Consider the following 24,389-nt stretch of genomic DNA (forward strand, 5'->3'; position numbering starts at 1 on the left):
CCCATGCCCGAACCGTCTCCCGCCACTCCCACGGCATCATTGGCAGGCATGCAGGCCGCGTTCGACGCGCTGCTGGCGCCCATCGGGTTCCAACGCACGCGCAAGATGCTGTGGGTGCAGCGCCATGCGCATACCGCCAGCTTCGTGTTCCTGCAGCGCGAAGGCGCCGGCCGGGCAAGCATCGACACCTCGCTTGCGCTACGTCTGCAGGCCGGCGTCCGCGTGCTCGACAGCGATTTTCCGGCGCTGGCCCTGAACGGGCCGGACAGCCAGGACGCGTTGCTGGCACTGCGTGAGTCGCGCTTCCACCTGCGCTTCAACCTGGCATCGGGGCATGGCCGTGAGCGCTGCCTGGCCGATCTTGAGCGCTACACCGCCGACGTGCTGCTTCCGTGGTTCGCGCGTTTCGCCGCACCGGAGGCATTGCTGGCGGCACCGTCGTTCGTACCGGCCGCCGGCCTGCAACGCGATGCCGCGTTGAATGACGACGACAAGGCCTGCCTGCAACATGCGCTGCAGCACGGCGCCGACCCGGCGCGGATGGCCGCATCGTTGACGTTGCTGGGGATCAAAACGCGCGCATGACGTCGGGCACTGCCCGGCTGCGCTTCTGTAAGTGCACAGGCTGCTGAACGAAGCCGGGCAGAGCCCGGCTCTACGGCGCTTCCCTTCGATGGGTGCACGGGCGTCTGGCACAAGCCACGTAGCGCCGGGCTCTGCCCGGCTGCCGTTCGGTGGGTGCGCGCGCTGCTGATACCAGCCGGGTAGAACCCGGCTCTACGGGTGACGCGTGTAATCCACGAAGTCGAACGCGGTCGAATGCCGTGCGTCGGCCGGGTGGTGCTCGCGTGCCACTTCCACCCACAGCGCCGGGTCGACCGGCGGGAAGTAGGTGTCGGCGGTCACTGTGGTGTCCACCCAGGTCAGGTGCAGGTCGGTGGCCTGGGCCATCGTCAGGCGATACACCTCGCCCCCGCCGATCACGCACAGTTCGTCGGCACCGCTGGCCGCGGCGAAGGCCAGCGCGTCGTCCACCGAGGCCACCGCCTGCATGCCCTCGAACGGCACCTGGCCGCTGCGGGTGAGCACCAGGTTGGGACGCCCCGGCAGCGCGCGACCCAGCGACTGCGCGGTCTTGCGCCCCATCAGGATCGGCTTGCCCAGGGTCAGCGCCTTGAAGCGTTTGAGGTCATCGGGCAGCTGCCACGGCAACTGGTTGTCGTGGCCAATGCCGTGGCTGCGGTCCAGCGCGGCGATCAGCGACAGCCGGATCGCCGTCATACCGCCACCGGCGCCTTGATCGCCGGGTGCGGGTCGTAACCGTCGATGCGGATGTCATCGAACTGGAAGCCGAACAGGTCGGTGACCGCCGGGTTCAACCACAGCTGCGGCAGCGCGCGCGGCGTGCGCGACAGCTGCTCGCGCGCCTGCTCGACGTGGTTGGAATACAGGTGCGCGTCGCCCAGGGTATGCACGAAGTCGCCCACGCCCAACCCGGTGGCCTGCGCCACCATGTGGGTGAGCAGCGCGTAGCTGGCAATGTTGAACGGCACGCCCAGGAAAATGTCGCCGCTGCGCTGGTACAGCTGGCAGCTGAGCTTGCCGTCCACCACGTAGAACTGGAACAGGTTGTGGCACGGCATCAACGCCATCTGCGACAGCTCGCCCACGTTCCAGGCGCTGACCACCAGCCGCCGCGAATCAGGGTTGCGCTTGATCTCCTCCACCAGCCACTGCATCTGGTCGATGCTGCCGCCATCAGCGGTGGCCCAGCTGCGCCACTGCTTGCCGTAGATCGGACCCAGGTCGCCGTTGGCATCGGCCCACTCGTCCCAGATGCGCACCTGGTTGTCGGTGAGGTAGCCGATGTTGGTGTCGCCCTTCAGGAACCACAGCAGCTCATGGATGATCGACCGCAGGTGCAGCTTCTTGGTGGTGACCAGCGGAAAGCCGTCGCCCAGGTTGAAGCGCATCTGCCAGCCGAACACGCTGCGCGTGCCGGTGCCGGTGCGGTCGGACTTCTCGGTGCCGTGGTCCAGCACGTGCTGCAGCAGGTCCAGGTACGGCTTCATGCCTTCGCCCCCGCGGCCTGCACCGGCAGCTGCGGCTGCAGCACCGGGGCGCGGCGCGACAACGCCAGCAGCACCAGGCCGAAGGCGATCAGCGGCACGCACAGGATCTGGCCCTTGGTCAGCCAGCCGAAGGCGACGTACACGCCGTTGTCGGGCATGCGCACGAACTCCACTGCGAAGCGGAAGATGCCGTACAGAAGCGCGAACAGGCCGGCGATGACGTAGCGGTGGCGCGGCGTGGCCGACACCGCCCACAGCACCAGGAACATCACCAGGCCCTCCAGCAGCGCTTCATACAGCTGCGAGGGATGGCGGGCGTATGGGTTGAGCGCGCCGGTGGCGAACTGCTCCTTCAGCGTGGCCAGGTCCAGCGCGTTCAACGGCGCCGGCAGGCCACTGGGAAACACCACGCCCCAGTTGCCGCCGGTGTACTTGCCCCACAGCTCGGCACCGATGAAGTTGCCGACGCGGCCGAAGCCCAGGCCCAACGGAACCAGCGGGGCCACGAAATCCAGGGTATCGAACAGGTGCAGGCGGTGCTTGCGCGACCACCACCACGCGGCGAACAGCACGCCCAGCAGGCCGCCGTGGAAACTCATGCCGCCGTCCCACACCTTGAACAGCAGCAGCGGGTTGTGCAGGAAATCGCCCAGCGCATAGAACAGCATGTAGCCCACGCGCCCGCCCACCACCACGCCGAGCATGGCGTAGAACAGCAGGTCGGAGAAACCGTCGGCATTCACCCCCGGCAGGCGCCCGGCCGCGATCCGCTTGCGCCCCAGCCACCAGGCGGCGGTGAAGCCGAGCAGGTACATGATGCCGTACCAATGCACTTTGACCGGCCCAAGCGAGATGGCGATGGGGTCGATGTCGTGGAAATAGATCATGAAGGACGCCTTGCAGGGATGCAGATATTCTAGCGCCGCCCGGGAGCGGCCTCGCGGCGGCCCCGATCGCGCGATTGCCGGGCTTCAGCCCAGAATCTGCGGCGTGTTCGGCAGGCCGTCATCCTGTGACCCCGGAACCGGCGGATAGTGCCCGGCCAGCAGGTCTGATACCTCCTCGATGGCCAGCAGTACCGCGTCCTGCAACGCACCGTCGCGCAGGCGCTGCTGCATGTGGGCGCAGATCGCCGCCCATTGCGCCTCGCCCACCTTGCCGCGCAGGCCGCGGTCGGCGACCAGCTCGATGGCGTGGTCGGCCAGCAGCAGGTACACCAGCACGCCGTTGTTGTGTTCGGTATCCCAGGTGCGCAGCTGCGCGAAGGCATGCTCGGCGCGCTGGCGGGGGCTGACCCGCTGCCACAGCGCCAGCAGTGGCAGGTCCGCCTCCACCGCGAACATGACCTGGCCACCGTGCCGACGCTCGCCGGCGGTGATCGCGTCGGTGATCGCCTGCAGGCGTCCTGGCGGAAACGCGCGCCGCACCGAGGGGGAAAACACGTGCCGAAGCCAGCGCATCACCAGCCTCCCGAGGCGCCACCGCCCCCTGAACGTCCACCGCCGCCGCCCCAGCCGCCGCCACCGCCGCCGAAGCCACCACCGCCGCCCCAACCACCGCCGCCACTGCCCCAGCCTCCGCCACCGCCCCAGCCGCCATTGCGCGCGAACGCGCCGGCCCGGCCCGAGGACAGGCCGACGAACAGGCCGATCAGGCCGGCCAAACCACTGGCCAGCCACAACGAGGTGAACAGGAAGGCGACCACCGCCGCGCCGCCGCCGCCCAGCAGCGCGCGCACCGGGCGCGGCAGCCAGCCGAGGATGGCGCGCAGGAAGCTGCCGACGAAGAAGCCGATCACCAGCGCGAAGGTCCAGCCGCCGCCGTCGGGGTTGGGGCTGGCGCGGTGGGTGCTGACCGGCGCCGGCAGTGCCTCGCCGTCGATCAGTTTGACCAGCGCGGCGCTGGCATCGGCCAGGCCGCCGGCGTAGTCGTTGGCGCGGAAGCGCGGGGCCAGGTACTCCTGGATGACGCGGTTGGCGATGGCGTCGGGGATCGCCCCTTCCAGCCCGTAACCGGGTTCGATGCGGACCCGGCGGTCGTCCTTGGCCACCACCAGCAGCACGCCGTCGTCCACGCCCTTGCGGCCGATCTGCCACTGCTCGAACACCCGCTGGGTGTACTGCTCGATCGACTCGGGCGCGGTGCTGGGCACCATCAGGATCTGCAACTGGCTGCCCTTGCGCTGCTGCAGGGCCAGGGCCTGTGCCTGCAGCGCCTGGACCTGGGCGGCGTCCAGGGTGCCGGTGGTATCGACCACCGGCGAGGACAGCGGCGGGATCACCGCGTCGGCCTGGGCAACCGCCGGCCCGGCCAGGCAAAGCCCGGCCAGCACCAGGCCGCGCAGCAGGCGAAGGAGGTTCATCGGGTTACTGCGCCGGGGCCTGCTGCGGCTGCGGCGCGGGGGCCGGAGCCGGAGCCGGCGCCTGCGAACCGAACTTGACCGCCGGCGGCTGGGAGATCTGCGCTTCGTTGTCCACGGTGAAGTTCGGCTTGACCTGGTAGCCGAACAACTTGGCGGTGATCAACTGCGGGAACTGGCGCAGGAAGGTGTTGTAGTCCTGCACCATCTGGATGTAGCGGCCACGCGCCACGGTGATGCGGTTCTCGGTGCCTTCCAGCTGCGCCTGCAGGTCGCGGAAGCCCTGGTCGGACTTGAGGTTCGGGTAGTTTTCGGTGACCACCAGCAGCCGCGACAGCGCGCCGCTCAGTTCGCCCTGGGCCTGCTGGAACTGCTTCAGCGAGTCCGCATCGTCGGCGTTGACGTTGATCTGGCCCACCCGCGAACGCGCATTGGTCACGTCGGTGAGCACCTGGCGTTCCTGGTTGGCATAGCCTTCCACGGTCTGCACCAGGTTGGGAATCAGGTCGGCGCGGCGCTTGTACTGGTTGAGCACTTCGGCCCAACCGGCCTTGACCTGCTCATCCTTCTGCTGGATGGCGTTGTAGCCGCAACCGGACAACAGGGCGGCCAGCACGGCCAACAGCAACAGGCGGGAGAACGATCGCATGGCCGGCTCCGGATCTCGATGAACGGGACCCGGAGCATGCCACGTTTGCGGTAAAGCCGATGTGGGTAACGGCGGTTGGTCGGTATCTACCAGTTGCCGGCGCCCGGCACGTTATGGGCCACGGCACGGCGGCGCATCAACAGGTTCAGCCATTCGACCAGCACCGAGAAGCCCATCGCCGCGTAGATGTAGGGCTTGGGCACGTGCACGCCCAGACCGTCCAGGATCAGCACCGCACCGATCAGCAGGATGAAGGCCAGGGCCAGCATCTTCACGGTCGGGTTGGCGTCGATGAAGCGGCCCAGCGGGTTGGCCGCCAGCAGCATGACCGCCACCGACAGCAGGATCGCGGCCACCATCACCGGCACGTGGTCGGCGATGCCGACGGCGGTGATGACCGAGTCCAGCGAGAACACGATGTCGATCACCGCGATCTGCGCGATGACCATGCCGAACACGGCCGAGGCCTTGGTGGTGGTGGGGTCTTCGTCTTCGCCGCCGGTGATCAGCTCGCGGATTTCCATGCCGCCCTTGATGATCAGGAACAGGCCGCCGAGGATCAGCACCAGGTCGCGGATGGAGATGCCGATACCGGCCACGGTGAACAGGTTGGCTTCCATGTGCGCCAGGTAGGCCAGCGACACCAGCAGCAGGATGCGGGTGATGCAGGCCACCGCGATGCCGAGCTTGCGCGCGAACGGACGGCGCGACTCGGGCAGCTTGCTCACGGCGATGGAGATGAAGACCAGGTTGTCGATGCCGAGCACGATTTCCAGGGCGCTCAGCGTGAACAGGGTCAACCAGACGTTGGGGTCGGACAGCAACTCAAGAAACATGGACATGGATCCTTACAAGGGGGAATGCGCCGTGGGGGCAGCTCAGAAGAAGCGGGGCAGCAGGACCAGGCCCCAGCACAGCAGTACGTTCATCATCAGCACGAACACGGCCGCCGAGCCCATGTCCTTGGCGCGCCCGGCCAGTTCGTGGAATTCGGCGCCGTAGCGTTCGATCACCGCTTCGATGGCCGAGTTGGCCAGTTCCATGGACAGCACCAGCAGCATCGAGCCGATCATCAGCGCGCGCTCCACCGGGGTCTGGCCCAGCCACAGGGCCAGCGGGGCCAGCACCACCAGCAGGTAGACCTCCAGGCGGAACGAGGACTCGTGCAGCCAGGCGGCCCGCAGACCCTGCCAGGACCACACCGCCGCCTTGAAGATGCGCCGGGGGCCGCGCGGCATGTGCCCGATTTCGTCAGCCACGGGGGCACGCTCCATCACGCAGGGCGGGCCGGGACACGGGGAACAGCGCGCAGCAAGGGGTCATGGGCAGGGCTGAATGGGCAGGCAATCCGTCATTTTGCCACAAGCCTGTCGCACCTTCGTCGGAGGCGGCCGGGGCCGGGGCGTGCTAGTGACGGGCCCGGCGCCGGCAACGCGTGGCGCACAGCCCCGCCACGGCGGGTAAAGCGGTGCCGGTCACCAGCTTCTATGATGGGGTTTCAACCGAACCGGGCGCTCGATGGGGCGCCATGCCGAGGAGTCTGCCGATGCGTTACCGCTGCACCCGCCCCCTGTTGCTCGCCCTGGCGCTTGGCGCCGCCCTGCCCGCGTTTGCCCTGTCCCCGGCCAAGCCGCCGCAGGTGCCGGCGCAGGTGTCCAACGTGGCCTGGGCCCAGGACATGGCCGCTTTCGCCAAGGCAGACGCCACCACCCCGCCGCCGCGCGGGGGCATCGAGTTCATCGGCAGCAGTTCGATCCGGATGTGGGACACCCTGGCCGCCGACTTCCCGGGCCAGCCGGTGTTCAACCGCGGCTTCGGCGGTTCGGAAGTGCGCGACAGCACGTGGTACGCCGGGCAGGTGGTGGTGCCGTACGCGCCGTGCAAGGTGTTCTTCTACGCCGGCGACAACGACCTCAACAGCGGCCGCAGCGCGGTGCAGGTGCGCGACGATGTGCTGGCCTTCGTGCAGCGGGTGCACCGCGATCTGCCGAAGACGACGGTGGAGTACATCTCGATCAAGCCGAGCCCGTCGCGGGCGAACCTGTTGCCGGCGATCATCGAGGCCAACGCGATGATCAAGGCGGCGCTGGCCAAGCTGCCGAACACGGGCTACACCGACATCTACACGCCGATGCTGGGCAGGGATGGGCAGCCGCGCGCGGCGTTGTTCCGCGAGGACATGCTGCACATGACGCCGGACGGGTATGCGATCTGGCGGGCGGCGTTGGCGCCTAAGGTGTCATGCGATTGAAGCAACGGCTGAAGCCGGTTTGCTGAGGGGTGGCCGGGGTGGGTGAGGTGGCGGGACACGCCGTAAATCCATCCCTGGAGGCTCGTGGGCGCCATCCATGGCGCCCAACGGTCCCGCCACCTCACCCACCCCGACCCTCGACAGTAGGTCGGCGCGTTTGGGAAAAGAGGAAGAGCGTGCCGACCAACGGTCGGCACCTACCACGGCGGGTGTGCGTTGTCGGAGGCAATCCGCGAACGCGTTTGCTGGGAACCATCCGGAAACACACCCGGTAGAGCGGACCGTTGGTCCGCTGCCTGGATCGGTAGAGCGGACCGTTGGTCCGCTGGCCGCGCGCGGCGCGGCAATGATCAACACGCGAAAAAGACACCCTCTGAACAACACCGGTAGAGCCGAGCCATGCTCGGCTGCTTCTGCCCTCCCCACCCGGCCCGACCCACACGCAGAAAAACAGAACCAGCAGCCGTTGCCCTGAAACTCCCTACCGGTACAAAACAGCCGCCTGCGTGCCCTGCCCCAACTCGCTGTCCAGACGCACCTCCCACCCGAACCGGTCGCACAACCGCCGCACGATCGACAGCCCCAGCCCCGTGCCCTGCGGCCGCGTCGGCTCGGCCCGGTAGAACGGCTCGAACGCCCGTCCCAACGCCTCGGCCGACATCCCGATCCCGGTGTCGCGCACCACCACCCGATCGTCCAGCACATCCACATCGATGCGCCCCTCGTCGGTGTAACTGCAGGCGTTGCGCAACAGGTTGCTCACCACCACCTGCAGCACCCGCGGCGGTGCGTGCAGCTGCACCGGGCCTGCACTGTGCAGGAAAATCTCCACCGGTCGACCCGCCATCAGCTCGCGCGCGTTGTCCACCTCGTAGCGCACGATCTCGTTGACATCGAACAGCTCCACCTGCGGCTCCACGTCCGCCTCGCGGGCCAGGATCAGGAAGGCGTCGATCACCGCCTCCATGTCGCGGCCTGCCCGCTGGATGCGGTTGAGTCCGCGGCGCAGGCGCGGCGTCAGCTCCTGGTCACCCAGGGCGATATCGCTGGCGACCCGGATCACGGTCAACGGCGTGCGCAGCTCATGGCTCGCATCGCGGGTGAAGTTGCGCTCGCGTGCCACATGCGCGGTGACCCGCGTGGCCAGCGAATGCAGGGCCGCTGCCAGCTGGCGCGTTTCGCCCTGCATGTCCGCCGGCAACTTGTCCGGTGCCAGATCGGCCGCTTCGGGATGCCCCGGGTCCCAGCGCGACACCCGCCGCGCCAGCCAGTTCACCGGCGACACCAGGCGCTTGGACGCCCGATAGGTCACCCACGAGGCGCCATACACCGCCAGCAACGTCAGCAGCACCGGCACGATGCCGAACCAGAACGCCAGCATCTCCGCGCGCGAGCGCAGGAACACCAGGTACAGCCGCCCTTCCGGGCGCGCGTCCACCAGCACCAGCTGGTCGTCTGCTTTCAGTTCGTGGAAGCCCGGCGGCAGCGCGCGCAGGTTGGCCGGCAGGCTCAACGGCGAACGCCCGGTTTCGAGCAGGTAGCCGCGGATGTTCTGCGTGTTCGGCGGCGGCTGCATCGGCGAGGCGTCGTAGAGCTGCCAGTAGTACGTCGCCTCCTCCTTCAGCGCGCTGCTGACCAGGCTGTGCTTGATCACCAGCGACACCAGCCATGCGCCCAGCAGGATGCCCAGGCTGGCCAGCACGGCTTGAAGAATGAAGACGATGCGTATCTTGCGCGGCAGACCGTGCGGCATTACGGGGTCCAGGGCGGTTCGCCGCGATTATAGGGAAGCGCGCCGTGATTCCGTCGTGCAAGAAACGACAACGACCCGCAAACACGCGGGTCGTTGTCTCGATCGGGGCCGTTCACGGCCCCTCCGGTCATGCGCCAGCCACTGCGATGTGCATCAGCTCATCGGCTGGGCGATGTCGGCGATGCGGTAACCCGCGCTCTGCACGGTGTGCAGCAGGGGGCGGTCGAACGGCTTGTCGATGATCTTGCGCAGGTTGTACAGATGGCTGCGCAGGGTGTCCGAGTCCGGCAGGCCATTGCCCCAGATCTCGCGCTCGATTTCCTGGCGGGTCACCACGCGGGGCGATTCGCGCATCAGGATGGTCAACAGGCGCAGACCGATCGGCGACAGCTGCAGTTCGGTGCCCGCGCGGGTGGCCCGCATGCTCACCGGATCCAGCACCAGGTCGGCCACCTTGAGCACTTCCGAGCCCACCTGGCGACGTTCGCGACGGATCAGGGCACGCAGGCGTGCCTCCAGTTCCTGGATCGCGAACGGCTTGGTCAGGTAATCGTCGGCGCCAAAGCCCAGGCCAGTCAGCTTGTCGTCCAGCGTATCGCGCGCGGTCAGCATCAGCACCGGGGTCGACTTGCGGGCGTCGTTGCGCAGCCGGCGGCAGACTTCAATGCCGTCCAGGCGCGGCAGCATCAGGTCCAGCACCACCACGTCATAACTGTTCTCCGCCGCAAGGCGATAGCCGTCCAGCCCGTCCTGGGCATAGTCGACTTCGAACCCGCGGCCTTCCAGATACTCACCGATCATCTCGGAAATATTGCGGTTGTCCTCGACCACCAGCACCAGGCCGGAGGTCTCCTTTGTCTGACGCATGGGATTCCCTCTTTCTTCAGCTTTGTGAAACATGCCGCATCGGCAGTGGAGGCGGTGTGAAGTCGCTCACACCGGAATCGAAATCGTTGTCAGAGCAGGGGTTTGAGGTGCGGCCAGACGTTGTCCAGCACCCGCGGCTGGGCCGCGGCGGTGGGATGCAGGCCGTCGGCCTGCATCAGCCCCGGCTGCAGCGCCACCCCGTCCAGCAGGAACGGCAGCAGCGGCACCTTGTACTGGCTGGCCAGCCCGGCATACACGTCCTTGAGGCGCTGGCGGTAGGCCGGGCCGTAGTTGGGCGGCACATCGATGCCCAGCAGCAGCACCTTCGCGCCAGCCGTCTGGCTGGCCACGATCATCTTCTCCAGGTTGCCGCGCAGCTGCACCGGGGTGAGCCCGCGCAGCGCGTCGTTGCCCCCCAGCTCGATCACCACCACCGCCGGGCGGTGCTTGGCCAGCAGGCCCGGCAGGCGGGTGAGCGCGCCGGCGGTGGTCTCGCCGCTGATGCTGGCGTTGATGATCGCCGGGGCCGGCTTCACCTGTTGTTTGACCCGCTGCTGAAGCAGGTTCACCCAGCCCGATTCGGCCGGGATATTGTGGGCAGCACTGAGGCTGTCGCCGACCACCAGCACCGCGTTGGCCGGGGCGGCACCTTTGGCACACGCCAGCAACGGCGCCAGCAGCAATGCTGCCAGCATCCAGACCATCAGGGCCGCGCGGCCCTTCCACATCGCTCGGTACATTGGAGAATCCTCATCGACAGCCTGTCCCCCCGCAGCGCGTCCGTCGCCATCGCCGCCCATGACGTGGGCAAATCCGCGCGTGGCCCGGAGGGTGAAGTCCACATACTGGACAACATTGGCATGACCGTCCATGAAGGCGAGAGCATCGCCATCGTCGGCGCTTCAGGTTCCGGCAAGACCACCCTGCTCGGCCTGCTGGCCGGACTGGACCTGCCCAGCCGCGGGCGGGTCACGCTGGCCGGGTCGGACCTCAATGCCCTGGACGAGGAAGACCGCGCGCAGCTGCGCGCCCGCGAAGTGGGCTTTGTGTTCCAGAGCTTCCACCTGCTGCCGGCGCTGACCGCCGAAGAGAACATCGCACTGCCGCTGGAGCTGGCCGGGCGCGAAGATCCCACGCGCGTGCGCGAGGTGCTGGCGCAGGTGGGGCTTACCCATCGCGCCCGCCACTACCCGCGCCAGCTGTCCGGCGGCGAACAGCAGCGCGTGGCGCTGGCACGGGCATTCGTGGCCAAGCCGCGCATCCTGTTTGCCGATGAGCCCACCGGTAGCCTGGACCAGGCCACCGGCCAGCAGATCAGCGACCTGCTGTTCGCCCTCAATGCCACCAGCGACACCACGCTGGTGCTGGTCACCCATGACCTGCGGCTGGCCCAGCGCTGCCAGCGCATCTACCGGCTTGATGGCGGCCGCTTGGTGGACAACGCGGCCGGCGTGTCCGCATGAACGTGGTCACGCATGCCGCGCGCGCCCTGCGCCGCGAATTCCTTGCCGGTGACCTGCTCACCGTCTTCGCCGCGCTGGTACTCGGTGTGGCGGTGATGACCGCGGTGGGCACGCTGGTCAACCGGGTCACACTGGCCCTGACCGGCAGCGCCGCGGAGATGCTGGGCGGCGACCTGGGCCTGAACGCCCGCGACGACATCCCGCAGGCGTTTGCCGAAGCCGCCCGCGCGCGCGGGCTGGCCAACACCCGCATGGTCAGCTTCCCCACCGTGCTGTTCCATGGCGAGGCCAGCCAGATGGCCAACATCAAGGCGGTCAGCGACGGCTACCCGCTGCGCGGGCAACTGCTGGTCAGCCGCGGCCTGCAGGGCACCTCTCCCGAGCCGGCCGGCGCGCCGCCCGCCGGGCAGGCCTACGCCGATCCGCGGCTGATGCAGGCGCTGGGCCTGACGGTGGGTGACGCGCTGGAATTCGGCGCGGGCAGCCTCACCGTTACCCGCGTGCTGCAGGCCGAACCGGATACCTCCGGCGAGCTGATGCAGCTCTCTCCGCCGCTGCTGGTCAACCGCGCCGACGTCGACGCGGCCGGCCTGCTCGGCCCCGGCAGCCGCGCCTCGTACCGGATGATGTTCGCCGGCGCACCGGAGGCCATCGCCGACTTCCGCGCGTGGCTGGCGCCGCAGGCCAAGGGCTACCGCATCGTCGGCATCGCCGACACGCAGCGCGGCGTGCGCGGTGCGTTCGACCTGGCCGGCCGCTTCCTGTCGTTGGCCGCCCTGCTGGCGGTGCTGCTGGCCGGCGTGGCCACCGCGCTGGCGGCCAACCGGTTCGCACTGCGCCGGATCGACCAGGTGGCCATCCTGCGCTGCCTGGGCGCGCGCCAACGCGACATTCTCAGCGCCATGGCGCTGCAGCTGGTGATGCTGGCGGTGCCGGCGTGCCTGGTCGGGATCGGCTTGGGCATGGCCGCGCAGGCCGGGCTGGTGCAGGCGCTGGGCGGGTTGATTCCCAACCGCTTGCCGCTGCCGCAGGCCACCCCGGCGCTGAGTGGCGCGGGTATCGGCCTGGTGCTGCTGCTGGGCTTCGGCCTGCCGCCGCTGCTGCGGCTGCGCCGGGTGCCGCCGATGCGCGTGCTCAACCGCAGCTTCGCCGCCCTGCCGCCGAGTTCGCTGCTGGTTTACGTGGCCGCACTGGCAGCCACGGTGGCGCTGACCGTGCAGGCCACCGGCGATGTGAAGCTGGCCGCCTGGGTGCTGGGTGGATTGGCCGCCCTGGCCGCCCTGGCCGGCGCGCTGGGCGCGTTTCTGCTGTGGCTGCTGCGTGGCCTGCAGCCGCGCCTGCGCGGGCGCTGGAAGCTGGGCCTGGCCGCCCTCACCCGCCGCCGTGGTCTGGCGGTGCTGCAGCTGGTGGGGCTGTCGCTGTCGCTGTGCGCGCTGTTGCTGCTGTCGGTGATCGGGCCAGGGCTGCTGGCGCAGTGGCGCGACCGCCTGCCGGTGGACACGCCCAACTACTTCCTGATGAACATCCAGCCCGAGCAGCGCGACGCCGTGCTGACCACCCTGCAGGGGCTGGGCGTGGCCGCGCCGGGGATCGAGCCGTTCAGTACCGGTCGCCTGCTGGCGGTCAACGACCGGCCGCCGCAGCGGCAGGAACGGCAGGACAACAGCAACGACGACGATGATGCCAACCGCCCGGTCAACTTCTCCTGGCGGCATGATTTCCCGCCGGCCAACACGCTGCTGAGTGGGCGCTACTGGGCCGTCGGCAGCACGGCGGCGGAGGCCTCCATCGAACAGGGCTGGGCCGAGCGCTACGGGATGAAGCTGGGCGACACGGTGACGCTGCAGATGGGCGAGCAGCAACGCAGCTTCACCGTAACCAGCATCCGCAAGGCCGACTGGGATTCGTTCCGGGTCAACTTCTTCCTGCTGCTCAACGAAGGTGCGGTGGGCGATGCGCCCTACAACCTGATCACCGCCTTCCACCTGCCACGGGCGCAGGCCACGCAGCTGGCCGCGCTGACCCGCGATTACCCGAACATCTCGCTGCTGGATATCGACGGGATCCTGCAGCGGGTACGCGAGGTGGTGGACCGGGTGACCCAGGCGGTGCAGCTGGTGATGGGCTTCAGTCTGCTGGCCGGGCTGCTGGTGCTGCTGGCGGCGCTGCAGGCCACGGCCGGCGAGCGCCGTTACGACAGCGCGGTGCTGCGCACGCTGGGCGCCACGCGCACCCAGCTGCGCGGGGCGGTGCTGGTGGAATTCGGCGCGCTGGGGCTGTTGTCGGCGCTGCTGGCGGTGGGCGCGGCGGCGCTGCTGGGCAGCGTGGTGGCGCGGCAGGTGTTCGAACTGACCCTGAGCCCGCCGTGGGGACCGCTGCTGGTTGGCGGCGTGATCGGGGTGGGCCTGAGCATGCTGGCCGGCTGGTGGGGCACGCGGCGGATCCTGCACACCCCGCCGGCGCTGGCATTGCGCGAGGTGTGAGGCGGGCGCGGCGCTCAGGCCGCGTCGCGACCGACCGTGGGTCGGTTGGCGTTTGAAGCGCAGCCACGCATGGCGTGGTTCTGCCGGGGTTGGCCGACTGCACTCCAGAAAAAAGAAGCGTCTCCGATCGGGCCGGTCGCGAGCGTCAGGGCCCCGTAGCAGCCGCTAGGCCCCTGGCGCAAATGTCCCCCGGCCGCTGGGCGGCCTCCTCCTTTATTTTGCCCAGGGGCCTACCGGCTGCTACGGGGCTCGGCTTGCGGAAGAACCAAGCAGAATTCTCTGGCGCCGTCGGTGGGTCGGGCGCTGGGCTGCCATGCCCTTGGAGGCGAAATAAAGGAGGAGGTGGCGGCCGCAGGCCGACGCCGGGGGCGTCGCCGGAAAGGGCATGGGGGCCCAGCGCCCGACCCGCCGCCGGCTGCGCCGGGAAAGCGCCAATGCACGTTTCTGCCTGCCCCTCAGATGAGCGAAGAACCTCTTTTTGGCTAAGCGGGTGGACGAACTCAGCGGGCGGCGTCGGCCGGTGCCTTTTCCACCCACTGCTTGAACACCGCGTCGATCTGCGCGTCCTTCACTTTCTTGCCGTCCTGCAGATCCTGGGCCTGGGTGAACAGCGGAATGATCATCGCCATCCCGTCCAGCTTCGTTTTCAGGTGCACGCCCGGCGCCTGGCCCAGGAACCCGTCCCAACGCTGGCGGACCTTGGCCCAGTAGCCGGCGGTGGCGGTCCAGTAGTCGTAGGCCGGTTTGAAGTCGACCTCGGTGGTTTTGGTGTAGTCGTTGAAGCCGAACTCGCGTGCGATCTCCTGCTGGCTGCCGTCGGCGTTGCGCAGGACCTTGGTGTTGAACTGCTCGTGCGTCCATCCGTTCGGCGTCAGCGTGTGCCGGTTGACCACCGCCAGCGCGTTGTAGTCGCTGCGGCGGGTGTACTCACGGCGCGGCAGCGGGCGCCAGCTCAGGTCGCTGGTCCACGTCGCCACGCCGTTGTCGTAGACCCAGGTGCCCGTGCCGCAGTAGCGCGGCGCATCGCTCACTTCGTACACGCACTGGGTCCAGGCACCGGCGTTGACCGCGGCCGGGATGGTGCGCACCTGCCAGGTCTGGTCGGCACTGAACTCGAACCGGTGCGGTGCTTCGTACCCCCAATCCTGCCGCCAGTGCTTGGTCACATGGCCGCTCTTGGGATCCACCAGCAGGTGCTGCAGGACCACCCGCGTCGGGCTGTCCTCCACCACGATCACCACCTCGTTGCCGCCGCTGCGCACGGCCGGCGCGCGCTCGTAACCCGGCTTCAACAGCACCGTCTCGTCGAAGGCGAAATCGACCACGTATTCGCCCTTCATCGCCACGATGCTGTCGTGGTCGCGCTGCAGGTTCGAGGGCTGGGCGTGGGCCATACCACTGCCGGCAAGCAGCAGGCACGCACTGGCTATCTGGTGTTTCATCCAAGGAGTTCCTTCAAGGTTGGCTTGCGTCGCATCGTGTTGGTTACAGCCGCACCAGCGGCGGCGCACTGCGGTCCAGTGGCGTCGGCGCCTGGCGCGCCGCCGTGGCGCAGCAGCAGTCGTCGACCCACAGCTCACCGTCTGCGCCTTCCACCCGTGCAATCCGCCGCGCCGCCGTCGCACCCAGTGCCGACAGCGAGGCCAGGCTGGCCGACAGCCCCTGGCCGTCGTTGGCATGCAGGCGCAGCGCGCACATCCGCCATGGCTCGCCGCCCAGGCGCGTGGCCAGCCGGCGCCACAGGCGCTCGGCCACGCCGCCATCGTTGACCGGCTCCGGGCGCGCCGGGAAGGCCGTCACCAGCCGGTCCCAGGCCAGGAAATCGCTGTCGGGCAGCAGGTACAGCCGCCAGCAGCAGCGTCCGCGCGCATCGGCGAAGCACAGGCTTTCGCGGATGCCCTCGCTGTCCATGCCCTGGCAGGCATGGGCCGACACCGCGTGCTTCCAGCCGCCCAGCTCGCTGCTGTCGGGCCGGTACAGGCACAGCACGGTGCCCAACGCCGCCAGCTGCGTTGGCGATGGCAACGGTGCCGTACTGCGTGCACCGGCGAACGAACGTACGGCAGACAGGGCTCGGCTCATGGCGGCTACCAGCTCACGGCTAGGCTGGCCGACACGGTGCGGCCAGGGTTGGTGAAACGATCGGCCACGCTGCTGGTGGACACCAGCGACGAGGTGATCCCGGAATAGTCGATGTAGCGGCGGTCGCCGAGGTTGAACACCCCGACGTTGATCTTCGCGCCCGGCGCGAAGTCCCAGTGCGCCATCAGGTCCAGCACGCCGTAACCGGCCGGGGCGAACGGCGTGGTGTTGGCCACGGCGGCCGGCGGCAGGCGGTCCTTGCGCCGGGCGAAGGTGCCCACCAGTTCCACGCCCCAGCGGTCGCGGTCGAAGGCCAGGCCCACGGTGCCACGCAACGGGTCGATGGTTGACAACGGCACGTCTTCGGTCTTGTTCTGGCCGTGTGCCCACGCCACCGAACCGTTCAACGACCAGCCGTCCAGCGCGCTGCTGAGCTGGCCGAACTCGATCCCGGCCTTCAGCTCGGCGCCGTAGATGTCCGCGTCGGCCACGTTGCGCGACTGGAAGACCTGCAGGCCCTGGTTGTTGAACCCGACAAAACCCTGCGACTCGATGAAATCCTTGTAGCGGTTGTAGTAGCCGCTGACGCTGGCATACGCGGCCGCGCCGATGAAGCGCACGCCCAGTTCCAGGCCATCGCTGGTTTCCGGCTTGAGGTCCGGGTTGGGAATGGCGGTGTAGCCGAACTGCACATTGGTGAAGCCCAGGTTGACGTCATTGAACGGCGGCGAGCGGAAGCCATGCGCGTACCCGGCAAACAGCGACCACTGGTCGGCAAAGCGCCAGACCAGGCCCAGTTTCGGCGACACACTGGTCTTGGTCAGGTCCGACACGGCCACGCCGGGGTTGTCGGTGCTGAAGATGCCATCGGCTTCCGGGCGCAGTTCGTAATGGTCCACGCGCACGCCGGGCACCAGCGACAGGCGTCCATCGGCGAAGCGCATTTCATCCTGCACGTACAGGCCCAGCTCGGTGGTCTTGCTGATCGGGAAGTCGCGCACCGGGAAGGTGTCGGGCAGGATCGTGGTGTTCACCACGCCCTTGGCGTTGACCTGGAAGCCGTCGCGCTTCTGGTGGGTCTCCGTCCAGGTGCCTTCCAGCCCGTAGGTCAGTGCATGCTCGACCGACCCGGTCTGCAGGCCCTTGTGGAACACCGCCTGCAGGCCGTACACGCGCTGGTCGAAATTGAATTCGCGCTCGCGGCGGCTGGCGTTGTCGCCGCTGCCCCGGTTTTCATAGGTGCGCTGGGTGGTTTCGCTGTCCTGCCGGTACACCTGCCAGGACAGGTCATCGGCGAAGCCCTGGCCCAGGTTGTCCATCTCGTGGCCGAACGACACGCGGGCCCGGGTCTGGTGGTCGCGCGCCTTCATCGCGGTGGTGGTCGCGGCGGCGATCACCGGCGCAGGGGGCGCCACCGACGACAACACGTTGGTGTCCACGCTGTCTTCGTTGCCTTCCACGGTCAGCTTGAAGCGCTGGTCTTGGCTGGGCGCAAACACCAGCTTGCCCAGCACGCTGCGACCGTCGCGGTCCTGCGGGTTGGCCGCGGTGCGGGTGCTGTCATTGCTGCGCCGGTCGCCCATGCTTTGGGTTTCCTGGCCCTGGCGGTGGTTGACGTTGACCATGCCGCTCCAGCGGTCGCCGCCGAAGGCGGTGGTGACGCTGCCCAGCAGCCCGTCCCACTGCCCGTCGTAGCCAAACTTCAGGCCGACGTAGCTGTTTTTGCCGTCCTTCAGATAATCGGCCGGGTCCTTGGTGACAAAGGCGACCACGCCGCCCAGGGCGTCCGACCCGTACAGCGCGCTGGCGGGTCCGCGCACGATTTCCACGCGCTTGAGCGTTTCCAGATCGGTGAAGTTGCGGTTGGCATCGGAGAAGCTGCCGATCGCGAAGGCCTTGGGCATGGCGATGCCGTCGGTCTGGATCAGTACGCGGTTGCCGTCCAGGCCACGGATGCGGATACCGCCCAGGCCGAACCGCGCCGGGCTGCTGGTTACCGACAGGCCCGGTTCGTAGCGCACCAGGTCTTTGAGGTCGCGCACCAGGTGGTTGTCCAGCTGCTCGCGGTCGATCACATCGACAGTGGCCGGCACGTCGCTCAGCGCGCGTGCGGTGCGCGTGGCGGTGACCTGCACGGGATCGAACTGGCGCGCGTCGGGTGCAGCATCAGCATCGGCAGCCGCATGCGCGGCCATCGGCAAGGCCAGCCACAAGGCGGCGCTCAGGGCAGTCGGACGGTTCTTCATGGAGGGCGGGCGATTGGCGTGACGCGGAAGGAGACCCCCGACCGACGCCAGCGACCCAAGCCGCTGACGAAGAATCGAGGGGGAGAGAGCGGTGGTGCATGGCGTGCCCGCCGGGTCCGGGGGGAGGTGCGGACCCGATGGGCCATGCGCGGGCGGGTAGCGGTGCAGCTGGGCTGCCTGGCGGTAGACAGCCGACCAACGGTCGGCTCTACCCGGCTCTATTTGGTCAGGATCAGCTTGTCGTTGCTGGTATGGCGCAGGCGGTAGAAGCGGTCGCCGTGCTGGATCAGGATTTCGCGGCGTCCCTTGAGCAGGGCTTCGCTGTCGATCACTTCTTCGGGCGGGACCACGCGCACCGGACGGTCGCGGAGGGTCAGCGTTTCGGGGCGCAGCAGTACAGCAGCTTGAGTGTTCATTCGTCTGGACTCGTGCGAGGGGCGAGTCAAATGATAATGATTCTCAGTTGACAATCAACAACCATTCTCACTTTGATTGATGGCATTGATGATTGATTTGCTGTTTTCGATTGATCGCATCAATCGCAAGGTGCGCACGAACCGCGCGTTAGAGCCGAGCGTTGCTCGGCTGGGCCACCGGGATGTCCGGTTGATCGGCCAATCCAGCCGGGCAGAGCCCGGCTCTACGGGGGGCGCGCCGGGACGCGTATCAGGCGAAGATCGCCTCTACCTGCTGCCAGGTGGCCTCGTCCACCTGCGCCAGCAGGTCCAGCGCGCCCAGGTTCTCTTCCAGCTGGCTGACCCGGCTGGCGCCGAGGATCACGCTGGAGACGTTCGGGTTGCGCAGGCACCAGGCAATGGCCAGCTGCGCCGGCGACAGGCCCAGGCCGTCGGCCAGCGCGGTGTAGCGGCGGACCTTGTCCAGCCGGTTGCCGGCCGGGTCCAGCACCATGTCCTTGAGCCAGCCCATCTGTTCCTGGCCCAGCCGCGACTGCGCGTCCACGCCGTCGTTGTACTTGCCGGTCAGCAGGCCCGAGGCCAGCGGCGACCAGATCGTGGTGCCCAGGCCCGGGTCGGCGTACAGCGGGGCGTACTCCTGTTCCACGCGCTCGCGGTGCAGCAGGTTGTACTGCGGCTGCTCCATCGAGGGCAGGTGCAGGTTCTGCGCGCGCGCCACGGCCACGGCCTCCTGCAGCTGGGCCGCCGACCACTCCGAGGTGCCCCAGTACAGCACCTTGCCCTGGCGGATCAGGGTGTCCATGGCCAGCACGGTCTCGGCAATGGGGGTGTCCGGGTCCGGGCGGTGGCAGTAATACAGGTCCAGGTAGTCCACCCGCAGCCGCTTGAGTGCGGCGTGGCAGGCGTCGGTCACGTGCTTGCGCGACAGCCCGTGCTGGGTCGGGCGCGGGTCGTCCACGGCGCCGAAGAACACCTTGCTGGACACGCAGAAGCCGTCGCGCGGCAGGCGCAGGTCGGCGATCACATCGCCCATCACCTGTTCGGCCCGGCCGCGCGCATAGCCCTCGGCATTGTCGAAGAAGGTGATGCCGTGGTCCCAGGCGCTGGCGACCAGATTGCGGGCCTCGTCGCGGCCGATCTGGTCGCCAAAGGTGACCCAGGCCCCGAAGGACAGGGCCGACACCTTCAGGCCGGTGGATCCAAGACGTCGGTATTGCATGGGATTGTCCTCTGCTGCAGGCCCGCAACCGGGCCGGAACGGTGCCGGCCAGTGTAGCCGCCCGCCGCCCGCAAACCCTTGCCGATGCTTGCCCGATCACGGCCGATCGACCCGCAGACGCCGCTTTTCCTTGCCCCGCCCCTGCCGCCGCTATAGGCTTCCCGTTTTTCGCGGCACCCCCAAGGGAAGTCTCATGGTCGAAGGTTTGGGCAGGATTGGCTTCGGCCTGTTCGGGTTGGCGGTGCTGATCGGCATCGCGTGGCTGTTCTCGAACAACAAGCGCGCTGTGGACTGGCGTCTGGTGGTAACCGGCATCGCGCTGCAGATCGCCTTTGCGGCGGTGGTGCTGCTGGTGCCCGGTGGCCGCGACGTGTTCGATGCGCTGGGCAAGGGCTTCGTCAAGATCCTGAGCTTCGTCAACGAAGGCTCCAAGTTCATCTTCGGCAGCCTGATGAACACCGAGCAGTTCGGTTTCATCTTCGCCTTCCAGGTGCTGCCGACGATCATCTTCTTCTCGGCGCTGATGGGGGTCATGTACCACCTCAACGTGATGCAGGCGATCGTGCGCGGCATGGCCTGGGCGATCACCAAGATCATGCGCGTGTCCGGTGCCGAAACCACCAGCGTCTGCGCCAGCGTCTTCATCGGCCAGACCGAGGCGCCGCTGACGGTGCGCCCGTACATCGCCAAGATGACCCAGTCCGAACTGATCACGATGATGATCGGCGGCATGGCGCACATCGCCGGCGGCGTGCTGGCGGCCTACGTGGGCATGCTGGGCGGCAACGATCCGGTGCAGCAGGCCTTCTACGCCAAGCACCTGCTGGCGGCCAGCATCATGGCGGCCCCGGCAACCCTGGTGGTGGCCAAGCTGCTGGTGCCCGAAACCGGCACCCCGCTGACCCGCGGCACGGTCAAGATGGAAGTGGAGAAGACCTCCAGCAACATCATCGACGCCGCTGCGGCCGGTGCCGGCGACGGCCTCAAGCTGGCGCTGAACATCGGTGCGATGCTGCTGGCCTTCATCGCCCTGATCGCCCTGCTCAACGCTCCGCTGACCTGGCTGGGCGAGATCAGCGGCCTGCAGGCCATGATCGGCCGTCCGACCGACCTGTCGACCATCTTCGGCTATGTGCTGGCCCCGATCGCCTGGGTCATCGGTACCCCCTGGGCCGATGCCACCACGGTAGGCTCGCTGATCGGCCAGAAGGTGGTCATCAATGAGTTCGTGGCGTACTCGGAGCTGTCCAAGATCGTCAACGGCCAGGTGCCGGGCATGAGCCTGTCGTCCGAAGGCCGCCTGATCGCCACCTACGCGCTGTGCGGTTTTGCCAACTTCAGCTCCATCGCCATCCAGATCGGTGGTATTGGTGGACTGGCCCCGGAACGCCGCCACGACCTGGCCAAGTTCGGCCTGCGTGCGGTGCTGGGCGGCACCATCGCCACCTTCATGACGGCGACCATTGCCGGCGTGCTGACGCATTTCAGCTGATATCCGTTCTTTGAGAAACAGTCTTTATGAGTAGCAATGTCGTCGTCGTCGGTTCCTTCAACGTGGATCATGTCTGGCGTTGCGAGTCGCTCCCGGCTCCGGGCGCGACCATCGCCGGGCGCTACAGCACCGGCCCCGGCGGCAAGGGCTTCAACCAGGCCGTGGCCGCGTGCCGCGCTGGCGCCGCCACCACCTTCCTGTGCGCGCTGGGCGACGATGCCGGCGGTGCGATGGCACGTGGCCTGGCCGCGCAGGACGGCTTCGCGCTGACCGCCGAGGCCAGCACCGAGCCGACCGGCACCGGTGGCATCTACGTGGATGCCCGCGGCCGCAACACCATCGTGATCGGCCCGGGCGCCAATGCCGCGCTGAGCGTGGACTTCGTGCAGGCCCAGCGCGAGCTGCTGGGCGGCGCCAAGGTGGTGTTGGCCCAGCTGGAATCGCCGGTGGAAACCATTGAAGCGGCGCTGGCGCTGGCCCGTGAGGCCGGTGTCACCACCGTGCTCAACGCGGCCCCGGCCGACGCCCCGTCCAGCATCGGCCTGCTCAAGCTGGCCGACGTGCTGACCCCCAACGAGACCGAGTTCGCCGCCCTGCTCGGCCGCCATGTGGGCGAGCGTGTGGATGCCAACGACGTGGCCGCGCTCGACGGTGCCAGCCTGCATGCGCTGTGCCGCAAGCTCACCGGCACCGGCACCGTGGTGGTGACGCTGGGTTCGGTGGGCGTGTTCGTGTCCCACGCCGAAGACAATCCGCGCGGCGATACCCAGCCGTACTACCGGGTGGGCGCCGAGCAGGTGCAGGTACTGGACACCACCGGTGCCGGCGATGCCTTCAACGGCGCCCTGTGCGCCTCGATCGCGCAGGACCCGGACGCGGCCTTCATCCGCCACGTGCGTTTTGCCAACCAGTTCGCCGGCCGCTCCACCGAGAAGGAAGGCGCCGCCGTGGCGATGCCGCACTTCACCCCGGGTGATGCCGAAAGCAAGTAAGCGTCACGGTTGCGTATCCCAAGGCCAGCGTTCGCGCTGGCCTTTTTTTTAAGCCTGCGTTGACCCTTTGCAGGCGCGGTTGTTGGTGGGTCGGTCGCTGGGCCCCGATGCCCTTTCCGGCGAATGTCCCCCGGCGTCGGCCTGCGGCCGCCCCCTCCTCCTTTATTTCGCCTCCAAGGGCATCGGGGCCCAGCGACCGACCCGCCAACGGCCACCAAAAGAGCACGGCTTCTCGCTTGCACCGCAAGCCGAGCCCCGTAGCCGCCGGTAGGCTCCTGGGCAAAATAAAGGAGGAGGCCGCCCCGCGGCCGGGGGACATTTGCACCAGGGGCCTACCGGCGGCTACGGGGCCCTCACGCTCGCGACCGGCCTGATCGGATACGCCCGCCGAACCAAACGGCGCCTGCACACACGGCCATACGCGAGAGGCGGCAGGTACTCATCGTGGAGCGGTGAATGCACGATGCCTACCGCAAAACTGGGGCCCGCGTGATCCACAGCGCCAGCGCCCCAAGCACCAGTCCGGCAAGTACGTCCAGCAGATCGTGCTGCCAGGTGGTCACGGTCGACACCAGGATCAGGCCACAGGCACCGTGCCACAGCCAACGCAGGGGCGCCGCGTCGGCCTGCAACCAGCGCCGCCATGCCTGCCATACCAGCACCCCAACCGCCGCATGCAGCGACGGCGCCATGTTGAACGGCGCTTCGAAGGCCCGGAGTTGTGCGAACAACAGCCCGCTCGCGCCATCCGGCTGTGGCACTACACGGACATTGCCGGTCGGCCAGCACACGAACGCGAGCATGCAGGCGGCCTGCACCAGGGCGATGGCCAGCGCATGGCGGCGCAGGGCCGATCGGGTCGGGAAGATGAAGAACGTCAGCGGGTACAGCAGATTCAGCGCCAGGTAGGGCCAGATCGTCCACGCCCAGAAGGGGATCGCATCATCCCAGCGCCCGTGCAGGCTGTAGGTATGGGGCTGGCTGGCGGCCCATTGGTTGGTCCAGCTGTAGCCATGGATGAACATCGCGCCGAGCAGCAGCATCCACAGCATCGCCTCGCGCCAGGGCGGCTGGGGGACCGGAGCGGTGGCAACAGGCGGTAGGGGCACGCGCGCACCGTAGCAGAACGTGGCCCGCCTGTTTGCCGCTATTCTTGCGCTTTCGCCGATACAGGGACTGTACGCAGTGGCAGCAGCAGGCAGTCAGGAACATGCAGGCCCGCACGCGGACGCACCGCGCTGGACGCGCAATCCGGCCTGGGCCCTGTTTTCGCAGACCCATGCGCAGCGCCAGCTGCTGCTGGTCTCCGGTGGCGCCGATGAGGTGTACGTGGTGGATGAGGCCGATACGCCGACCGTCGTCGAACGGATCCTTGGCCACTGGGAAAACGACACCCTGGCGGCAGTGCAGGACGACGCTGACTGCGGCCCGGCGATCCGCCAGTTGATGCGCCTGGGTGTGCTGGTGCCGGTGGCGGCCGCGCGCAGGGTGCAGCGCTATGCACTCGATTGGCTCGGCACGCCCCTGCCCGGGTTGACCGACGCCTTCGACCAGCATGCCAGCGCGGATCTGCAGCGCGTCGATGCGCCCGCCGAGGCCGACCTGCGGGTGCTGGTCCGGCACGGGCTCGGCTGGGAACAGGCCTTGGCCCGCTACCGCGCGCAGATGCCGGCACAACCGCATCTGCTGGTGGACATCAGTTATCACCACACACTGGCGCTCGGCCCCTATGTGGTGCCCGGCCAGACCGCCTGCGTGTATTGCCTGGGCAACCGGGTGCTGCGCCGCTGGGGCGAAGCCGTCGTGCCGGCGATGCCGGCGGTCGCAGCGCAGCCGGCGCGCATCGCGGCGCTGGTCGCGCCGCTGCTGGATCAGCCCGCCCTGTTGCTGGGCTATCTCGAACGCAGCGTCTGGCTCGACCTGCATCGCCTGCACGGCGAGCGCGACCGGGTGCTGCGGCTGCCGTGGTGCCCCGCCTGCCAGGGCGGCGAAGCCGCAATGGCGCCGCCGCTGTCCTTGCCCTGGGACCTCCAGCGCCCGTGATA

General features: G+C 68.4%; 24 protein-coding genes. 7 read left to right on the forward strand and 17 right to left on the reverse strand.

From position 1 onward, the window contains the following. The first annotated feature begins 3 nt into the window (after positions 1-3). Entirely contained in the window at positions 4-585 is a 582-nt protein-coding gene (locus tag DX03_RS16250; protein WP_185753370.1) for a hypothetical protein, read from the forward strand. Between the two features lie 192 nt (positions 586-777). Here the strand turns inward: DX03_RS16250 and DX03_RS16255 are convergent, their stop codons facing one another. From DX03_RS16255 to DX03_RS16290, 8 genes are all read right to left on the reverse strand, one after another. Further along, positions 778-1,272: a dihydrofolate reductase gene (locus DX03_RS16255; protein ID WP_038692481.1), complete on the reverse strand. Its 495-nt coding sequence runs from the start codon at positions 1,270-1,272 to the stop codon at positions 778-780. 5 nt (positions 1,273-1,277) lie between these two features. After that, entirely contained in the window at positions 1,278-2,072 is a 795-nt protein-coding gene (locus DX03_RS16260) for a thymidylate synthase (protein ID WP_038690429.1), read from the reverse strand. After that, positions 2,069-2,959 (reverse strand): prolipoprotein diacylglyceryl transferase, encoded by an 891-nt coding sequence (lgt, locus tag DX03_RS16265; RefSeq protein WP_038690431.1) that lies wholly within the window; start codon positions 2,957-2,959, stop codon positions 2,069-2,071. Before lgt ends, DX03_RS16260 begins: the two co-directional genes overlap by 4 nt. 84 nt (positions 2,960-3,043) lie before the next feature. Further along, on the reverse strand, positions 3,044-3,532 hold the full coding sequence (locus tag DX03_RS16270; protein WP_038690433.1) for a TPM domain-containing protein: 489 nt from the start codon (positions 3,530-3,532) through the stop codon (positions 3,044-3,046). Continuing rightward, positions 3,532-4,434, reverse strand: a complete 903-nt coding sequence (locus DX03_RS16275) for a TPM domain-containing protein (RefSeq protein ID WP_038690435.1) — start codon at positions 4,432-4,434, stop codon at positions 3,532-3,534. Before DX03_RS16275 ends, DX03_RS16270 begins: the two co-directional genes overlap by 1 nt. A gap of 4 nt (positions 4,435-4,438) precedes the next feature. Further along, positions 4,439-5,080 (reverse strand): LemA family protein, encoded by a 642-nt coding sequence (locus DX03_RS16280; RefSeq protein WP_038690437.1) that lies wholly within the window; start codon positions 5,078-5,080, stop codon positions 4,439-4,441. Positions 5,081-5,166: 86 nt separating this feature from the next. Beyond that, complete coding sequence (locus DX03_RS16285) at positions 5,167-5,916, reverse strand: TerC family protein (RefSeq protein ID WP_038692483.1); 750 nt, start codon at positions 5,914-5,916, stop codon at positions 5,167-5,169. A gap of 42 nt (positions 5,917-5,958) precedes the next feature. Continuing rightward, entirely contained in the window at positions 5,959-6,339 is a 381-nt protein-coding gene (locus tag DX03_RS16290; protein WP_038692485.1) for a diacylglycerol kinase, read from the reverse strand. Between the two features lie 287 nt (positions 6,340-6,626). Between DX03_RS16290 and DX03_RS16295 the strand changes: the two genes are divergently transcribed. Next, positions 6,627-7,331 carry an SGNH/GDSL hydrolase family protein gene (locus DX03_RS16295; protein ID WP_038690439.1) on the forward strand — a complete coding sequence of 235 codons (705 nt, stop codon included), beginning with the start codon at positions 6,627-6,629 and terminating at the stop codon, positions 7,329-7,331. 481 nt (positions 7,332-7,812) lie between these two features. Here DX03_RS16295 and DX03_RS16300 read toward each other — a convergent pair whose 3' ends face one another. The 3 genes from DX03_RS16300 to DX03_RS16310 form a co-directional block, all read right to left on the reverse strand. Further along, positions 7,813-9,084, reverse strand: coding sequence for a sensor histidine kinase (locus DX03_RS16300; RefSeq protein WP_038690440.1), 1,272 nt, complete (start codon positions 9,082-9,084; stop codon positions 7,813-7,815). Positions 9,085-9,237: 153 nt separating this feature from the next. Next, entirely contained in the window at positions 9,238-9,951 is a 714-nt protein-coding gene (locus tag DX03_RS16305) for a response regulator transcription factor (RefSeq protein WP_019182442.1), read from the reverse strand. 89 nt (positions 9,952-10,040) lie between these two features. Beyond that, entirely contained in the window at positions 10,041-10,691 is a 651-nt protein-coding gene (locus tag DX03_RS16310) for an arylesterase (RefSeq protein WP_038690442.1), read from the reverse strand. 120 nt (positions 10,692-10,811) lie between these two features. Between DX03_RS16310 and DX03_RS16315 the strand changes: the two genes are divergently transcribed. Then, positions 10,812-11,414: an ABC transporter ATP-binding protein gene (locus DX03_RS16315; protein ID WP_038690444.1), complete on the forward strand. Its 603-nt coding sequence runs from the start codon at positions 10,812-10,814 to the stop codon at positions 11,412-11,414. Further along, positions 11,411-13,897: an ABC transporter permease gene (locus tag DX03_RS16320; protein ID WP_038690446.1), complete on the forward strand. Its 2,487-nt coding sequence runs from the start codon at positions 11,411-11,413 to the stop codon at positions 13,895-13,897. The genes DX03_RS16315 and DX03_RS16320 overlap by 4 nt, the downstream gene beginning before the upstream one ends. 500 nt (positions 13,898-14,397) lie before the next feature. Here DX03_RS16320 and DX03_RS16325 read toward each other — a convergent pair whose 3' ends face one another. From DX03_RS16325 to DX03_RS16345, 5 genes are all read right to left on the reverse strand, one after another. Continuing rightward, positions 14,398-15,339 carry a DUF6607 family protein gene (locus DX03_RS16325; RefSeq protein ID WP_038690448.1) on the reverse strand — a complete coding sequence of 314 codons (942 nt, stop codon included), beginning with the start codon at positions 15,337-15,339 and terminating at the stop codon, positions 14,398-14,400. A 43-nt stretch (positions 15,340-15,382) separates the two neighbouring features. Next, the gene (locus DX03_RS16330; protein WP_038690450.1) at positions 15,383-15,979 is read right to left on the reverse strand and encodes a ChuX/HutX family heme-like substrate-binding protein; all 597 of its coding nucleotides are present in this window, start codon (positions 15,977-15,979) and stop codon (positions 15,383-15,385) included. 5 nt (positions 15,980-15,984) lie between these two features. After that, on the reverse strand, positions 15,985-18,225 hold the full coding sequence (locus tag DX03_RS16335) for a TonB-dependent hemoglobin/transferrin/lactoferrin family receptor (protein ID WP_425598282.1): 2,241 nt from the start codon (positions 18,223-18,225) through the stop codon (positions 15,985-15,987). A gap of 218 nt (positions 18,226-18,443) precedes the next feature. Next, positions 18,444-18,641 carry a hemin uptake protein HemP gene (hemP, locus tag DX03_RS16340; RefSeq protein ID WP_019182448.1) on the reverse strand — a complete coding sequence of 66 codons (198 nt, stop codon included), beginning with the start codon at positions 18,639-18,641 and terminating at the stop codon, positions 18,444-18,446. Positions 18,642-18,891: 250 nt separating this feature from the next. Beyond that, entirely contained in the window at positions 18,892-19,860 is a 969-nt protein-coding gene (locus DX03_RS16345; protein ID WP_038690452.1) for a potassium channel beta subunit family protein, read from the reverse strand. A 193-nt stretch (positions 19,861-20,053) separates the two neighbouring features. On the opposite strand from DX03_RS16345, the gene DX03_RS16350 reads away from it, so the two are divergent. After that, on the forward strand, positions 20,054-21,352 hold the full coding sequence (locus DX03_RS16350; RefSeq protein WP_038690453.1) for a NupC/NupG family nucleoside CNT transporter: 1,299 nt from the start codon (positions 20,054-20,056) through the stop codon (positions 21,350-21,352). 26 nt (positions 21,353-21,378) lie between these two features. Beyond that, the gene (locus tag DX03_RS16355) at positions 21,379-22,344 is read left to right on the forward strand and encodes a ribokinase (protein WP_038690455.1); all 966 of its coding nucleotides are present in this window, start codon (positions 21,379-21,381) and stop codon (positions 22,342-22,344) included. 467 nt (positions 22,345-22,811) lie between these two features. On the opposite strand, the gene DX03_RS16360 is transcribed toward DX03_RS16355, so the two are convergent. Further along, complete coding sequence (locus tag DX03_RS16360; protein WP_185753371.1) at positions 22,812-23,387, reverse strand: phosphatase PAP2 family protein; 576 nt, start codon at positions 23,385-23,387, stop codon at positions 22,812-22,814. A gap of 85 nt (positions 23,388-23,472) precedes the next feature. Here DX03_RS16360 and DX03_RS16365 point away from each other — a divergent pair, with 85 nt between their 5' ends. Next, entirely contained in the window at positions 23,473-24,387 is a 915-nt protein-coding gene (locus DX03_RS16365; RefSeq protein ID WP_185753372.1) for a hypothetical protein, read from the forward strand. The last annotated feature ends 2 nt before the right edge of the window (positions 24,388-24,389 follow it).

The organism is Stenotrophomonas rhizophila (assembly GCF_000661955.1).
In the GTDB taxonomy this organism is placed as follows: Bacteria; Pseudomonadota; Gammaproteobacteria; order Xanthomonadales; family Xanthomonadaceae; genus Stenotrophomonas; species Stenotrophomonas rhizophila.